The sequence below is a fragment of the Pseudomonas sp. FW305-28 genome (assembly GCF_017351395.1).
GTDB lineage: Bacteria > Pseudomonadota > Gammaproteobacteria > Pseudomonadales > Pseudomonadaceae > Aquipseudomonas > Aquipseudomonas fluorescens_AA.
This window is the reverse complement of sequence record NZ_JACNDD010000027.1, coordinates 1-15837: the sequence shown is the minus strand read 5'-3', so window position 1 is coordinate 15837 and position 15837 is coordinate 1. Positions and strand designations below refer to the sequence as shown.

The following is a 15837-nucleotide window of genomic DNA, read 5'->3' as shown; positions in this document are numbered from 1 at the left end:
GTGGCTGTCGCTATCCAGATTCATCCATCGTCGCGTTTTTCAGCTAGCGATAGTGGTCAGGTACAAAATCCATAATACGAATGGCCCGCTTCACTCCAGCGAATACTCAACTGAAAGGATGTTTCGATATGATCATCAGCACGTTTTCCTATCTGTGGTCATCCACGGCAATTGATGCGATTGCGCAGTTGGCCGAGCACGGGCATCGCGTGTTCGAAGTCCCCGTCAGCTCGCCACATTGCTGGCCGGTAGAGCTCTCGACCGCAGACCGTTCTGCCGCAAGCGCGCGTCTTCATGAATACGGTGCGAAGATCAGGTCCCTCAACGCCGGCGGCTATGACCTCAATCTGGCCAGTCCCGCCGCGAATATGCGCCAGAAGAGCATCGAGCACATCAAGTCGGTCATTGACTTGGCTGCCGCTTGGGGTACTCAGGAGGTGGTGATATCCCCCGGCACCAGGCGCCCAATGATTTCCCCGCCGCTCGAAAAAACCTACGATTGGATGTACGAAAGCCTGGCAGTCCTGATTCCGCTGGCGAAACAGGCTGGCGTACGCTTACTGCTGGAAAACACTCCGTATTGCTTTACCCCCACCATGCCGGAACTGGCGAAGGTTGTAAGTACCCTCAACGACGATGTGGTCAGGGTCGTCTACGACATCGCCAATGCGGCTTACATCGGTGAAGATCCGGTGGCGAGTCTGTTGGCTTATCACGCCAGCATCGACTTTGTGCATGTGTCCGATACGGGGACGGACGTGTGGGGGCATGATCCAGTCGGCACTGGTGTAGTGGACTTTATCGGGTTGGGAGAGGCCGTTCACGCGACCTGCGGTATTGAAAACTGCGTACTGGAAATCATCCGCGAAGAAAATGCTTTGTATGAGCTGAACAAGGGTGTGCAGGATCTGCGTGCCAAGGGCTGGAAAATCCCGTAATCGTCCACCGGTCGCTTGTCGCTACCGCCTGCGACCGGATAGTTCAAGTAGCCCTTGAGGCCCGCAACGGGTCCAGGTGACAGCGTTTACACCAGCAATACGCGCGCGATCATGGGGGGACGCAGGCTTCGGCCTGATGGAGCCGGTCATGATCGCGACGGTGTATGCGGTACTACCGCAGAGGTAGCGAATCATCACCACTGACCGAAGACCAGAGCGACCAGCATTCGCCTACCCTGATTGCCGAGCGCTTCAGATGTTCGATATGAGCACTCAGGGTTTCCTCCCGCATGCGTGCGATGGGACCGGCGACGCTCAGGGTGGCCACCGGGCCCGAGTTGTCTGGCCGCGAGGTATCGAATACAGCAACCGCCACGACACACACGCCCACTTCACCTTCTTCTCGAACGACTGCGTGTCCGTCTTTGCGGATCTGAGCGATGTCATCAAAGATGTCGCGAATCGAAACGCGCGCATTGGGCCCGGCGTAGTCTCGGCTGTTCTCGATGTCCCAGGCGGCGAGAATTCGCATGGCGCGCTCATCGCGCATAGTGGAAAGCCATACTTTGCCCGCCGCGGTTGTGTGGGGAATGATTTTTTCATCCAGGGCTCGGCGGTACTGCAGCCCTCTGGTGTTTTGCGTGGCTTGCAGCACCCAGGTCAGGTGATCCTCTGCAACTGCCGCCAACCGGACGTGCTCGCCGGTTTCGCTGGCCAGCTCGTTGAGCAAGGGTTGCATGATCCTGGCGAAGCCCGTTTCAGAGATGAAGTTCACGCCCATGCTGGGGATTTTCAGCGTCAGGCGGTAATGATCCTGTTCGTCCTGGTAAACGTAGCCTCTTTCTCGCAGCGCGCTCAATATGCGGTGGGCCGTGGCCATGGCAACTTGGGTTCGCTCGCCGATTTCAGACAGGGCGAGACCGTCCGGGTGGGACAGCAGCAGTTCCAAGGTGTTGAAGTAGCGGCCAATGTGTGACAATTTTTAAATCCTCTTTTTTGCCAGCAATGGCCAGCCAACGTCGTGTCAGGGGTACTGGAGTGTGATGGGAATGCCGCCGAGGCGGTCTGACTCATAGGCCGCCTCGATGATGCGCATGACGTGGTGCATGGTTGCAAGTCCGGCACCGGTATACGCTGTCTCACGGCCAGGGGCGAGGACATCGGTTACGAAATTGTCGTAATACACGTCAGAGTTCAGGCTCATGGTCAGGTCACTTGCCGCTCCAACCGCGTCGATCAGCCGCAAGCCATCCGGGGTCGAGCGCACGTAGAACTGATCGGTTGACAATGAAAACGAGTACTCCCGTTGCTCGGGCGTGTTAGCCGGGTAATTGTAGCCAGTTTCGATGGTGCAGATGCAGCCGCTCTCGGTCACCAGGGTCATCATTGAGGCGCTCTCTACGGCGGCCAGCTGCGGGTCGCGGTGCATGACGGCGGACACGCTGCATATGCGCTCTCCGGACATTTGCTGCGCCAGATCGACGAAATGAGGGGCAAGGTTGATCGTACATCCGCCACCCGAACGTTTCGGGTCAAGCATCCAGGCGCAACTGTTCGTCAAGTAGCGTCCGGGCGGGCCGGCGTTGAATCGAAACGACTGGGTTCTCCATTTGGCACCACTCTGCAACGCCGCATGCTTGACGCGGTTCAGTAATTCACTGTGCCTCCAAACCAACGGCACCGCCGCGAACAGGCCGGCGGCTTCGGCGCGTTGGTGCAGGTCCAGCACTTCATGCTGGGTAAGCCCGCAGGGCTTCTCCATCGCAAACGGAATGTTGCGCGCGACCAATGCCTTGCCCATGGCATACAACTCGTCGTGCGGGCCAAAGGCGAAGGCAAAATCAGCCTCTTCGTTATCGAGCAGGGTTTTCCAGTGATCGTAGCGTCGCGCTCCAAAGCGCTGGGCGAGGGCGGGACCACGCGACCCTGTGGCGTCGGATACCGCCGTGACGGCCACATCGGGCAGACGCTCAAGGGCATCAAGGTAGAGCGGGGTGTGCCAGTGGCTTACTTCCAGAAGAACGACTTTCAAACATTCATTCCTTATAAACAAATATGTTTGACGAACTTGCCGGTGCCCTCGGGGTGCGGATCAAGCCCGAATATAACAGCGCACGAGCCACGTTTCCGAGGGTGCGTAGTAGGCTAGCACGACGTGATTACGAACGGAAGTTGGTTTCGTTTTGCTGGATGGCGACGTGTGGCGTCTGAGGTGAGGTGCAATTTCAACAGGCGCACGAAAATGTGCACATGCCGGGGCAGTGCACATCGTTAACCGTTTTGGTTCGGGTTATGAAGAGGGGAGGCAGGGTAGGTTGTACCGGACCCTTACAATTCAGTCGAGTAGCGACGCTCGATATCTTCGAAACCTAGAAAACTCAATGCCAGCAGGGCTTGGCCTACGTGCATCGGCTGGCCATCAAGGGTTTGGCAGCCGCGCGATTGCGCCTCAAGCAGCAAGGCAGTCGGCTCGGACCTGGTGATGATATCGACCACCACCGTCGCTGGGTCCAGCCGCGTTGCGTCTATAGGCATTGGATCATCAGGGTTCATGCCGAGTGGGGTGGCATTGATAACGATGTCATGACCTGCTGGGTCAGCTGGGCCTGTATACACAGCGCACGGACCCTCTTTGGCAACTCGGTGTACAAGGTCCGAGGCGCGGTGCGGATCCAGGTCTGAAATGACCAATGATCGTGCGCCAGCAGCGGCAACGGCAAACGCGATTGCCCGTCCCGAGCCGCCAGCGCCTATAAGCAGAACAGATTTCCCCACCAGGGAAACTCCGTGGCGCTGCATGCCCGCTACGCAGCCCAGTCCGTCGAACACGGCGCCCACCCAGCGCCCGTCATTGTCACAACGAACGACGTTGATTGCGCCGATCTGGCGCGCAGTAGGGTGGAGCTCATCCACGATGTCCAGCATGCTCTGCTTGTGCGGCATGGTGACCAGAAGTCCAGCGAGGTTGCGCACGGCTCGCACGCCTTTGACAAACTCAACCAGGTCCCCCGTACCTATCTCCAATGGAATGCAGACGGCGTCAGCCTGTGCTTCGGCAAACAACTTATTCAACAGCATTGGAGACTTGGCGCTCCTGAGTGGATCACCGATCAATCCATATATACGCGTGGTGCCTGTGATGCGTGGATGCATGTCAACCTACTTGTCATTGGCTATTGCACGCCAGTTGCCGGTATGCAGATATCAGAATCCCCCCTGACAGAGCGTGCATATCCACTGCCGTGCTGCTCGAAGCGCTGTGCAGAAAAACTGAGCAGCGCGGCGGTGGTGAAGGGGGCGGTCGTCAGGAGCGCATCACCGGCGCTGATTTTTTGAATGCTTGATCGGAGGCATTGGCGTTTGACTTGGGATTGGATTTTTCCCGCACCTGTTCGTACTCCTCCTCTGACATCGGGACAGCATTGGGGTCACCGAGGTCTTTCAGACGAATCCGGAAGGTTTCCCGGGTAGTAATAGCGGCGATAGCGGAGATTAAACAGATGCCAAAAGTCAGTGCCCCGATTTTTAGAGGGATATTATCGCTACCGGGAGGCGCAACAGATACGAAAAGGGCCGGCAGAAACGCTGTGCATGCCACGCCTATGTTCTGTCCAATGGCCATGCCGGTAACACGTACCCGTGTACGGAACAGTTCCGGGAACAAACTCGGGAACACACCATTGAAGCCTTGGTAAGCCACACCCCACATGAGCAGCGATAGAACCAGCGAAAGCCACATATTGTGAATGCTGATCGCATAGAGGTAGCCAAATGACAAGATGCCGCCGCACAGAACGCCAACAATCACCGGAGGCTTGCGGCCAATTCTATCGGAGAGCTTACCAACGAAGGGGATGAGGATAACTGCGCATATATTGCCTAGCACCGGTATCCACATGAATAAGCCAGAAGGAAATCCAATGCCGTAGGCGGGCTGCACTGCATAGGTCGCACCGAATACAGAGGCGACGATTGCAAGTACCGCAGAGAGCGCCATGCAGATGACGCGTAGCAGATCGCCCCAACTCTGCGTGAGCACTTCGATCACAGGTAGTTTACGGGGCTCGGTCTGTGTCTGCGCCTCAGTGAAGATCGGAGCCTCATGAACCTGACGCCGGATGATCCACCCCATGACGAGCACCACTGCGCTGAGCAGGAATGGAATCCGCCAGCCCCACGAAGCAAACTGATCGGCTGGCATGAACTGGGCAAGAGGCAGGAAAACCGCAGCGGCTAGCAGTTGCCCGGCTTGGACGCCTTGAAGGGTAAAACTTGCAAAGTAACCGCGACGCCCATCAGGCGCATGTTCCAGGGTCATGGAACTGGCGCAAGACACTTCACCCGCGACCGCAAAACCTTGAATCAGACGCAACAGTATCAATAGGGCAGGAGCCCAGATACCAATCTGTGCATAGGTAGGAAGCAGACCGATGCACATCGTCGACGCGCCCATCAGGAACATGCAGTAGACGAGCACCGTCTTGCGTCCGTGTCGGTCGCCCATGTGCCCTAAGACCACAGCGCCTATCGGTCGGGCAATATAACCAACGCCGAAGCTGGCCAGCGAAATGATGATCCCAACCGTTGGGTTGTCTGACGGAAAGAACAGCTGTGGGAAAAGTAGCGCTGCCGCGGTGGCATAGATAAAAAAGTCGTAGTACTCCAGCGCCGAGCCTATCCAGCCGCTCGCTGCGGCCTTTTTAGACTGACGCTTGGAGTGTGGATCGCCTTGAATGCTTTGGCTCATGACATGTCTCCGGATTCTCGATTGTTGTTATTGTAACGTCGTTCCATCAGTAATTCTGTTACCAGATTCGCCACCTTGTCAAGGGCGTTCCTTTGGCCGATCAAGGCATGGCGCTGGTTATCTGCGGGGAGCGTCGGCCCGCCGAGCGAGCACGCTGGAACCCGCTCATGCAATAGAGCGAATGGTTGTTAAGAGGATGAACAGGCTGCGAAGCGTCAAGCTCTCGGCACTATGGCTTCCTAGGGAGAGCGATGACGCCAACGACAGGTTTTACCGTCGTCGTACGCCGCCTTTCACATTTGCCAACTACAAGCGATCTCTCGAGAGACAGCCGTCGACGAGCCTCGAAATGTTCAACGGATTCGCATTCTTGAGCGCATCGGGAAGCAATGCGTCGGGGTAGTTCTGGAAGCAGACTGGCCTCAGGAAGCGGTCGATGGCCAAGGTGCCGACCGAGGTGCCACGGCTATCGGAGGTGGCAGGGTAAGGGCCGCCGTGGACCATTGAATCGCAGACCTCGACACCCGTTGGATAGCCATTGATGAGGATGCGACCAACCTTCGTCTCCAACAAAGCAGTCAGCTCTGCGAATTGCGTAAGGTCTTCTGGCTCGCCAATCAAGGTGGCGGTCAATTGTCCGTGAAGGGCATTGATGGCAGCATTGAGTTGGGCCTGGTCAGCGACCTCGATGAAGATGGACGTGGGGCCGAAGATTTCTTCTTGAAGAACCTTGTCGCCGTTAAACAGCAACGCAACGTCGGCCTTGAACAACTGTGGCTGGGCCTGGTGCCCTTGCTGGTCGCTGCCAGCCAGGTGCACGATGCCGGGGTGCGCATGCAGGTTCTGCAAGCCAGCCGCGTAGCTGCGCAGGGTGCCCGAATTGAGCATTGTCTGTGCCGGTTGGTCGTTCATCAACGCTGCCACTCGGTCCTGAAAAGCAGTGAAAGCATCCGAGCGAATACCCACTACCAGCCCGGGATTGGTGCAAAACTGCCCGCAACCTTGAACCACCGAGGCGGCAAGGTCGTGAGCGATACTGTCGGCTCGACGCGAGAGTGCCTCAGGCAGGATCACGACCGGGTTGATGCTCGACATCTCGGCGAAGACTGGAATGGGCTCGGGGCGAGCGGCGGCCATATCGCACAACGCTCGACCACCTTTGAGCGAGCCGGTAAAACCCACGCCCTTGATGAGCGGGTGTTTTACCAAGGCTTCGCCTACGCCACTGCCATAAATCATGTTGAAGACACCCGCGGGCATGCCGCTGCGCTCGGCCGCCCGGATAATCGCGTTGGCGACCTGTTCAGCAGTCGCCATGTGGCCGCTGTGGGCTTTGAATACCACTGGACAACCCGCCGCAAGCGCGGAGGCGGTGTCGCCGCCCGCAGTGGAGAAAGCCAACGGGAAATTACTGGCACCAAACACAGCGACCGGACCGATTGCGGTGCGGTACTGGCGCAGGTCAGGGCGTGGCAACGGTGTGCGAAGGGGCAACGCCTGGTCGATGCGAGCCCCATAGAAGTCACCACGCCGCAGCACGTTTGCAAACAGGCGCATTTGACCGCTGGTACGTGCGCGTTCGCCCTGGATGCGAGCGACAGGCAGTGCTGTTTCACGGCAAACCAGCGCAATGAACTCATCGTCCAAAGCGTCTAGCTCTTGCGCAATGGCATCGAGAAATTCAGCCCGTTTGTTCGCGCTCAGGGTGCGGTAGCTGGAAAAAGCATTGCAGGCTGCATGAGCCGCGTCCTCGACTTCTTGCGCAGTCGCCTGGTGGAACGCATAGGGTAAGGTTTCCCCCGTGCTGGCATCCACGCTCTTGACGATGATGCTGCCGACGGCGCTGCGCTGACCGCCGATAAAGTTCTGGCCGGTGATGAGGGACATGGTTGTCTCCAGGTTGAAAGTGCATGTGATCGAGGGGCAAGGCGTCCCGAGGACTGAAAGTCAGGTGACGGCGCCGATCTGCCAAGGCACGAACTCGTTTTGTCCGTATCCGTGTTGTTCGCTCATGCTGCGTTCGCCCGAAGCAATGCGCAGCATGGTTTCAAAGATCGCTGCACCGCACGCCTCGATGGTCAACGTGTCTTCGGCTATTTCGCCACAGTTGATGTCCATGTCTTCACGTTGACGCGCCCATAAGGCGCTATTGGTCGCCAGCTTGATTGACGGGGCAGGAGCACAGCCATAGGCCGATCCGCGCCCGGTGGTAAACGCAATCAGGTTCGCGCCACCGGCGACCTGACCGGTTGCCGAGACCGGGTCATAGCCAGGGGTGTCCATGAAAACCAGCCCGTTGGCCGTGACGGCCTGGGCGTATTCGTAGACATCCATCAGATTGCTCGAACCCGCCTTTGCCACCGCGCCCAGTGATTTTTCCAGGATGGTGGTCAAGCCACCGGCCTTGTTGCCGGCAGAGGGGTTATTGTTTAGTTCGGCCCCCATACGCTCGCAGTACTGTTCCCACCAATGAATGCGAGCGATGAGTTTTTCGCCGACTTCTCGGCTGACAGCCCGCCGCGTCAGCAAATGTTCGGCACCGTATATTTCCGGGGTTTCGGAGAGAATCGCGGTGCCGCCGCAGGCGACCAGACGATCCACCGCGTTGCCCAGCGCAGGGTTGGCAGTAATGCCGGAGTAGCCATCCGAGCCACCGCACTGAAGCCCGACGACCAGATGGCGAGCGCTGACCGGTTCACGCTGAATTTGGTTGGCCTCGCCAAGCAATTGCTTCACGTGGTCAATGCCACTGGCGATGGCCTTGGATGTACCGCCACTGTCCTGGATGTTGAACGTACGTAGGGTATTGCTGCGGGTGAGTCCTTGGGTTGTGAGTAATGAGTCGATTTGGTTCGTCTCGCAGCCCAACCCGATCACCAGCACGGCCGCAAAGTTGGCATGGGTCGCATAGCCGGCCAATGTCCGGCGCAACATGCTCAAACCGTCGCCCGCTGGATCAACGGCGCAGCCGGCGGAATGTGTCAGGGCGACAACACCGTCGACGTTTGGATACGCTTGCAGTGCAGCGGGATTGATGTCCCGACGAAAATGATCGGCGATGGCCCGGGCGACTGTGGCAGAGCAATTCACGGACGTAAGAATGCCGATGTAGTTGCGCGTCGCGACGCGTCCATCCGGGCGTACGATACCCATGAACGACGGGGCTTCACTGGGCGTGACGTTGGGCTTCGCATCGACGCTGAAAGCATAATCTCGAGCGAATTCCCCCATGGCCAGATTGTGCACATGGACATGCTCGCCTGCTTCTATGTCGACAACAGCAAAACCAATGATTTGCCCATAGCGTCTTACTGGTTGACCGGCTTCGATACGTCGGGAAGCCACTTTATGGCCCGGCACGATCGCTTGCCGGATGGTCACGCCTTCCTGTTCAAGGACTTCGCCAGCGAGTAGCGGCCGGCGTGCGATCAGCACATCGTCCAGCGGATTCAAACGCAGCACAGCTGCTGCGCCGGTTTTCATGATCAGTTCCATCGCATCCTCACGGGCTGCTGGGTGGTGGGCGGTCGCTAATAGCGCCGCACTTTTGTGCCGGCACTATAGGATTCATGGAAATGGCTGCCTAATGAGAGCTTTCGATTGCTCGATAACTTTGCCTCATCGACTTTTTCTGAACTGGCTGCGGCCTCTCTTCTCTGTAGCCGTTTGCCGCTGTTTGGCGAACGCCAGCAAGGTCGCAATAAACGTCCGTGTCGGCTCTGACAGGGGCTCATCCTTGCGAGTGATAACCCCGTAATCCTGGGATTCAACTTTGAAGGGCGTGTTGAGGATTTGAAGCTGGCCGTTTTGCAGCTGTGACTGGACCATGGACTCGGGGAGCATGGCGAGCATTGGCCCGGACTGAAGCAACTGCAGGAAGGTTTGCATCGAAATGGTCTCCACCGTGTTGGCCGGCGGGGCGATCTTGAACGTCCTGAAAGCGCGCTCCATGCGTTGTCGGATCGGCGTATTGAAGGGATACATGACCCATGGCCATTCACTGAGTGCTTCAGTGGGGACCTCCTCAAGATCGCACAGAGGGTGTGTGCTGTTCACGACAAGACAAAAGGGTTCGGGTCCCAGCGACGTAAATTCGAACGGCTGACAATCTTCATCCGTGAAGCGCGCGATGATCAGATCGAGTTTCTTTTGTTCGAGCATTTCCAGCAGATGGTTGCTGGTTTGTTCGATCACCTCGATAGAGAGGAGGGGGCGCTCGCGTTTGATGCTGGCAATGGCTTCAGGCAGCACCACTGATGTTGCGGCGAAAATGGTGCCGACTTTTAAATGACCATGCCCGCCTTTTCGCAGTTTGTTGACTTGGTCGACGAACGACTCCGTGTCTTCCAAGGTGATACGCGCAAAACGGGCTACGAATTCCCCTAGTTCGGTAAGAACCAGACTACGCGTTTGACGCTCAAACAGCGGAAAACCGAGGAGAACTTCCAGATCGCGCAGCAATTTACTGATGGCCGGCTGCGTAACATTCATGTGTTCGGCGGTTGTGTGCATGTTGCGGGTCTTGGCCAAGCTATTGACCAGTACCAAATGTTTGATCTTCAGCCATCGGGAGACACTGGCAAAAGTAATCTGGTCATTTTCCATCGGTTAAGGCCTTGTCTGTCGATAACGAAACAGCATTGATGAGTGAGATTCTTTCATTGGGATTTACGGGGGCAGTCCATTAGTTTTACGGCTCTGATGACCAACTGATCTGGAAGCTCCATGGCGAATTTGAAACTGACGCGCGAAAACACCCTGCCAGTGGATGGCCTGGTCGGCACGCTGATCGGCCGTGCCTGGATCCCGGGGGCGATTGCCGGCCCCTCGCCGGTGGTGCTGCGCGATGAAGGTGTGTTCGATCTTTCTGAAACCTTTTCGACAATCAGCGAACTGCTGGAACACACCTCGCCGTTGTTGGTTGTTCGTCAGGCGCCAGGCAGGTACATCGGGACCGTCGAACAATTGCTTGGGAACACCGGCAGCCATGCCGATCCCGGCAAGGCATCGCTGCTGCCTCCAGCAGATCTGCAAGTCATCAAGGCGGCCGGGGTGACGTTCGCGTCCAGCATGATCGAGCGGGTCATCGAGGAGCAGGCCCGAGGCGATGCTGCCAAAGCCGAAAGTGTTCGCCGTCTGGTGCAAGAAGCCATCGGCGATAATTTGCGGGCAATCAAACCGGGTTCGCCAGAAGCGATGCGTCTTAAAGCTGTGCTGATCAAGCAGGGTATGTGGTCGCAATACCTGGAGGTCGGTATCGGTCCGGATGCGGAGATTTTCACAAAGGCACCGGTTCTGGCCGCAGTGGGCAGTGGCAGCGAAATCGGCATTCATCGCAAGTCTGAATGGAACAATCCGGAACCGGAAATTGTGCTGGCGGTGAACAGTCGAGGCCAAGTGCATGGCGTCACCTTGGGCAATGACGTCAATTTGCGTGATTTCGAAGGCCGCAGCGCCCTGCTGTTGAGCAAGGCCAAGGACAACAATGCGTCCTGTGCGATCGGCCCGTTCATTCGTCTGTTCGATGAAACGTTTACGCTCGATGACGTGCGCAACTGCGTCGTGGATCTGCAAGTCCGGGGCGATGATGGCTTTACGCTGGAAGGCAGCAGTTCCATGGCCCTGATCAGCCGTGACCCGCTGGATCTCGTGGCCCAGACGGTTGGCGGTGATCACCAGTACCCGGATGGCTTCATGCTTTTTCTCGGGACATTGTTTGCGCCTACCCAGGATCGCGAGGAGCCGGGAAGCGGCTTTACTCATAAGCAGGGTGACGAGGTCAGCATCGGGAGTCCGTTGCTGGGCACGCTGCGCAACACCGTCACCTACAGCCATGAGGCTGCGCCCTGGACTTTCGGCTTGCGGGCAATGATGCACAATCTTGCTGCCCGCGGACTTCTGTAGGTAAGGCAGGGTGGTGAGAGGCATTGGGCGTTCTTCCGCAAAGATTGAACATGCACAGGCGCTTGTCTATGGATAAAGAGCCGGACGCCGAAGCGTTCGGTTTTTATCTCTGTCAGGCGTCCCACGTCCCGGAGACCCGGCTGCGTGGCCCGCTCTGTCTCGATCAGGCCAACCCGGTGCAAGCGGGTTTGACTTATCCGGGGACGCCTGCATATTATTGGAACACGGTTCCAGTACGAACAATGTTGCTCGAATCCACCTCATTGTCAAAGATAAGTCGAGAAAAATATGAGAGTCGTTAAAGGTGCTGTTGACCGTTGCCTGGAGGCGATTGAACTGCTGGCCCGCGAGGCTCGCTGGATGCGGATGTCCGATATCGCAGCCGAGCTGGGCTTGGAGAAGGGCCCCGCCCATCGAGTGCTTGCTCAGTTAGTCGAGCAAGGGTGGGCGGAGCAGGATGAAGCCACGTCGCAGTACCGCTTGACACTGAAGCTGGCACTGTTGGGGCAGCGTTATTTACATGGCATCGGCTTGCCTGAATTGGTCCAGCCGATCATCGAGCAAGTGGCTGTTCAATGTCATGAGTTGGTGCGGCTGACGGTGGTCAACGAGGGCACCTTGTCCTGGTTGTCTTCGGCCCAAGGCGCCGCGCCAGGGCTTATGTATTCGCCGGCCATGGATAAACCGATCAATCTCTATGCAACCGCCAATGGCAAAGCCTGGCTGGCAACAATGTCCGATGAGCAGGCCATTGAGCATGCGTTGCGTAGCGGGCTGGGGAAAGCTGACACAGGGATGGGACACGGGCCGAAGGCGATCAACAGCATCGAAGGCTTGTTGGCCGAGTTGGCACTGACCCGGAAGCGCGGGTATGGCTTGGTCATTGAAGAGGCCGAGGCGGGTGTCTGGGCGATTGCCGTACCGGTCAAGCTGGTTCCATCCGGCACTGTGGTCGGCACGATGAGTATCGCCGGTCCGGTGTTGCGCATGCAGCCCGAGCGTTATGACGAATTGCATGCCCTGCTGGAAGAGGCCGCCAACAAGCTGGGTACGGTTTGGCCGCGCCAGAACAACGTGCATTCGGAGAGCGTATGAGCCAACTCGCACCTGCAGGGGCCAAGGCAGGATCGGAGCTGGAAGTCGCCGCTGCCGCTCTGGTCCGTGCACGGCTGGAGGGGGGGCGGCTGGCATCCTTGCCTGACCAGAACCTGCCAGGCAGCCTCGCAGAAGGTTTTGCCATTCAGCAACGCGTGGGCCCATTGGCTGGAAAGACCGTGGGAGGCTGGAAGTGTGCGTTACCGCCGGCTGGCAAGTGGATCGTAGCCCCGATCTACAGCGACAGCATTGTAGAAGGCGAACGTTACCGACTGGCCGCTGACGCCGATAAGGCGCGCATCGAGCCCGAACTGGCGTGCGTCCTGGCCCATGATTTGCCGGTACGTGTCGAGCCTTACACCGCTGAACAGATCGCTGCTGCGATCAGCGACGTGCGTTTGGCATTGGAAGTGATCGACTGCCGTTATACCCATCCACAGACACTGCCGTTCGAGCAATTGCTCGCGGATGGTCTATTCAATCACGGCCTGGTACTTGGGGCGCCAATCACGCTGTCGAACCCTGCCAGCATGCCCTCTGAACTGGCTATCACCTTGAGCGATGCAACGTCGGAGCCCCTGAAAATCAAGGGTCGACATCCGGACGGGGATCCGTTGTTGCCGATCGTCTGGCTGGCCAATTTTCTGTCTACACAAGGGATAGGGCTGCAAGCAGGGCAGGTGATTATCACCGGGTCCTATGCAGGTGTTCTCGATGTGCCCGTTAACCAGCCACTGCATGTGCAGTTCGGCGAAGCAGGCTCATTGTCTGTCCATTTCTCAACGCTGGAGGAGTAACAAATGCGCTTAGTTCGTTTTGGTTTACCGGGGCAGGAACAACCGGGAATCCTGGATTCGCAAGGGATCGTTCGAGACCTCTCGGGCATTGTCGATGACATCGATGCATCGGCCCTGAGCCCGTCAGTGCTTGAAAAGTTGCGCGCGGTTGACGTTGAAAAGCTGCCCGTGGTGGCGCCAGGCACACGTCTTGGTCCGTGTGTAGGCAGCGTACCGAACCTGATTTGCATCGGTCTGAACTACTCCGACCACGCGGCTGAAACGAATACACCAATCCCGAGCCAGCCGGTGGTCTTCAACAAACACACCGCGTCCATCAGCGGCCCCAATGACCCGGTCATCCTGCCAACGGGCGCTCAGAAGCTGGATTGGGAAGTCGAACTGGCCATTGTCATCGGTACGCCTGCCTGGCAGATCGATGAGGCGCGGGCATTGGACCACGTTGCCGGTTATTGCCTGGCCAATGATGTGTCCGAGCGGGCTTATCAGCTTGAGTACGAAGGCCAGTGGACCAAGGGCAAAAGCGGTTTTTCTTTCGCACCTCTGGGACCTTGGCTGGTCACCCGTGACGAAATTGCCGATCCGCAGGCACTTGACCTCTGGCTCGACGTGAATGGCAAACGTTTCCAGACCGGCAATACCCGTACGATGATCTTCAGCGTTGCCCATATTGTCGCGTACCTCAGTCGCTTCATGCCGCTACTGCCGGGTGACGTCATCATTACCGGTACGCCACCAGGTGTGGGGCTCGGGCAGAAACCACCGGTATTCCTCAAGGCGGGTGACACCATGCGTGTCGGTGGCCAAGGGCTGGGTGAACAATTCCAGACCGTGGTTCCTTACGTTGCTGAAATGGGGGCTGCATGGGTCGCCGGGCGCCATCCCAATGTTGACTGACTATCGCTAAAGGAAAAACACTATGAGCTTTGCAGGAACAGGTGTAGTCGCGATCTGGCATGATCTTTTGCCCGAAGCGCGGGACGAGTTCTATGAGTGGCATAACCGTGAACACATGCCCGAGCGGGCTGGAATTCCGGGCTTTTTGCGGGGACGCCGGTACGTCGCTTTGGATGCCGGGCCGACTTATTTCAACCTTTATGAGGCTGATTCTGTGCAGGTGTTGGGAGGGCAGGATTATTTATCGCGCCTCAACAGTCCGACGGCATGGACCCAGCAGTCGGTGAAGTCCTATCGCAATGTCGCGCGATCCATTTGCGCAGTCACTTACTCCAGCGGTGTGGGGCAGGGCGCGTATCTGTTAACGGTCCGTTTCGATGTTGTCGAAGGGCTGCATAAATCGGTGTCAGACGCATTGCGTCAACGCGTGCTGCCTCCCCTGGCGGATAAACAGGGTATTACGGGCGTGCATTTGTGTGTGGCGGATGAGGCCGTGAGCAAGGTTGAAACCGCAGAGAAAAAGGCCCGCGCCGAAGGCACCCAGATACCGGCCTGGATCGTCATGATCGAAGGTTGTGCACCTGATTACGTTCGCGTCGCCGGCGAGTCTTTTGTGGCCGAGCTGCAACGGCTGCTGGAGGGGCAATCGATAGGACCGGAAACCACGCTCTATCAATTGGAATACACACGGTGCAAAACGCCGGGGAGTGCGGGTTGATCGCCGAGCGTTCGAGTACGTTTTAACTTTCCAGTCGTTGTTCTCACGCAATTTCTCACGAGCGTGCCCACACAGGCATTGAGTTTAGCTCGCGTCTGCGCACGCTCGGATTTTGCTTAAGGCGATATTAAACAATTATCAAGTTGCTCAATAACGGGCTGGATAAGGAGTTCCTTCGGTCGCTCGGAAGTTAGCTCTTCGGGCTGTCTGTGCATGCGTTGTCACGAGCTAAAAATCGCAACAAAAAACAATAATAATTCATTGTGAGGAAACATCATGCGCTACCCGGTTACTGTCCGCAGCGTGCCCGCACATCAATCGCTTATCAGCCTGACTCTTGCGTTTTGCGCGGGTTCGTCAGCTGTTGTTCAAGCCGATCAAAATAGCGGTTTTGTCGATGGCACTAAGGCCACCCTCAATTTGCGCAACGCTTACATCAATCGCAACTTCACCAACCCGAACAATGCCCAGGGCAAGGCCGAGGAATGGACCCAGAACTTCATCCTCGACGCCAAGTCCGGCTTCACCCAGGGCGTGGTCGGTTTCGGCGTGGACGTGCTGGGCCTGTACTCGGTGAAACTCGACGGCGGTCGCGGCACAGCGGGTACGCAATTGCTGCCCGTGCATGACGACGGTCGCCCGGCCGATGACTTTGGGCGCCTGGGCGTAGCCCTGAAGGCCAAGGTGTCGAAGACCGAATTGAAGGTCGGCGAGTGGATGCCGGTGCTGCCGATCCTGCGC

At 57.6% G+C, this 15837-nt stretch carries 14 protein-coding genes; 7 read left to right on the top strand and 7 right to left on the bottom strand.

The genetic code is table 11. The annotated features are described in order from the left end of the window. Positions 1-128: 128 nt before the first annotated feature. On the top strand, positions 129-938 hold the full coding sequence (locus tag J4E53_RS08980) for a sugar phosphate isomerase/epimerase (protein WP_103310024.1): 810 nt from the start codon (positions 129-131) through the stop codon (positions 936-938). A gap of 172 nt (positions 939-1110) precedes the next feature. Here the strand turns inward: J4E53_RS08980 and J4E53_RS08975 are convergent, their stop codons facing one another. The 7 genes from J4E53_RS08975 to J4E53_RS08945 all read right to left on the bottom strand — a co-directional run bounded on the left by J4E53_RS08975 (position 1111) and on the right by J4E53_RS08945 (position 10290). Further along, positions 1111-1917: an IclR family transcriptional regulator gene (locus tag J4E53_RS08975; protein ID WP_060742494.1), complete on the bottom strand. Its 807-nt coding sequence runs from the start codon at positions 1915-1917 to the stop codon at positions 1111-1113. A gap of 45 nt (positions 1918-1962) precedes the next feature. Next, a complete protein-coding gene (locus J4E53_RS08970) occupies positions 1963-2970 on the bottom strand; it encodes a Gfo/Idh/MocA family protein (RefSeq protein WP_103310022.1) in 1008 nt (335 codons plus the stop codon). Between the two features lie 296 nt (positions 2971-3266). Next, the gene (locus J4E53_RS08965) at positions 3267-4091 is read right to left on the bottom strand and encodes a shikimate dehydrogenase (RefSeq protein WP_103310020.1); all 825 of its coding nucleotides are present in this window, start codon (positions 4089-4091) and stop codon (positions 3267-3269) included. A gap of 151 nt (positions 4092-4242) precedes the next feature. Beyond that, positions 4243-5685: an MFS transporter gene (locus J4E53_RS08960; RefSeq protein ID WP_060742491.1), complete on the bottom strand. Its 1443-nt coding sequence runs from the start codon at positions 5683-5685 to the stop codon at positions 4243-4245. Between the two features lie 306 nt (positions 5686-5991). Then, positions 5992-7572: an aldehyde dehydrogenase (NADP(+)) gene (locus J4E53_RS08955; RefSeq protein ID WP_103310019.1), complete on the bottom strand. Its 1581-nt coding sequence runs from the start codon at positions 7570-7572 to the stop codon at positions 5992-5994. 60 nt (positions 7573-7632) lie between these two features. Beyond that, positions 7633-9180 carry a UxaA family hydrolase gene (locus tag J4E53_RS08950; RefSeq protein WP_103310017.1) on the bottom strand — a complete coding sequence of 516 codons (1548 nt, stop codon included), beginning with the start codon at positions 9178-9180 and terminating at the stop codon, positions 7633-7635. A gap of 123 nt (positions 9181-9303) precedes the next feature. Next, complete coding sequence (locus J4E53_RS08945; RefSeq protein WP_103310016.1) at positions 9304-10290, bottom strand: LysR family transcriptional regulator; 987 nt, start codon at positions 10288-10290, stop codon at positions 9304-9306. Positions 10291-10410: 120 nt separating this feature from the next. On the opposite strand from J4E53_RS08945, the gene J4E53_RS08940 reads away from it, so the two are divergent. From J4E53_RS08940 to J4E53_RS08915, 6 genes are all read left to right on the top strand, one after another. Then, positions 10411-11589 (top strand): fumarylacetoacetate hydrolase family protein, encoded by a 1179-nt coding sequence (locus tag J4E53_RS08940; protein ID WP_103310014.1) that lies wholly within the window; start codon positions 10411-10413, stop codon positions 11587-11589. A 288-nt stretch (positions 11590-11877) separates the two neighbouring features. After that, complete coding sequence (locus J4E53_RS08935; RefSeq protein ID WP_060742486.1) at positions 11878-12684, top strand: IclR family transcriptional regulator; 807 nt, start codon at positions 11878-11880, stop codon at positions 12682-12684. After that, entirely contained in the window at positions 12681-13481 is an 801-nt protein-coding gene (locus J4E53_RS08930) for a fumarylacetoacetate hydrolase family protein (protein WP_103310013.1), read from the top strand. Before J4E53_RS08935 ends, J4E53_RS08930 begins: the two co-directional genes overlap by 4 nt. A 3-nt stretch (positions 13482-13484) precedes the next feature. Next, entirely contained in the window at positions 13485-14378 is an 894-nt protein-coding gene (locus J4E53_RS08925) for a fumarylacetoacetate hydrolase family protein (RefSeq protein WP_060742484.1), read from the top strand. Positions 14379-14400: 22 nt separating this feature from the next. After that, positions 14401-15096, top strand: a complete 696-nt coding sequence (locus J4E53_RS08920; RefSeq protein WP_060742483.1) for a DUF4286 family protein — start codon at positions 14401-14403, stop codon at positions 15094-15096. Positions 15097-15372: 276 nt separating this feature from the next. Continuing rightward, the coding region (locus tag J4E53_RS08915) for an OprD family outer membrane porin (RefSeq protein ID WP_207268126.1) at positions 15373-15837 on the top strand (465 nt) is incomplete at its 3' end.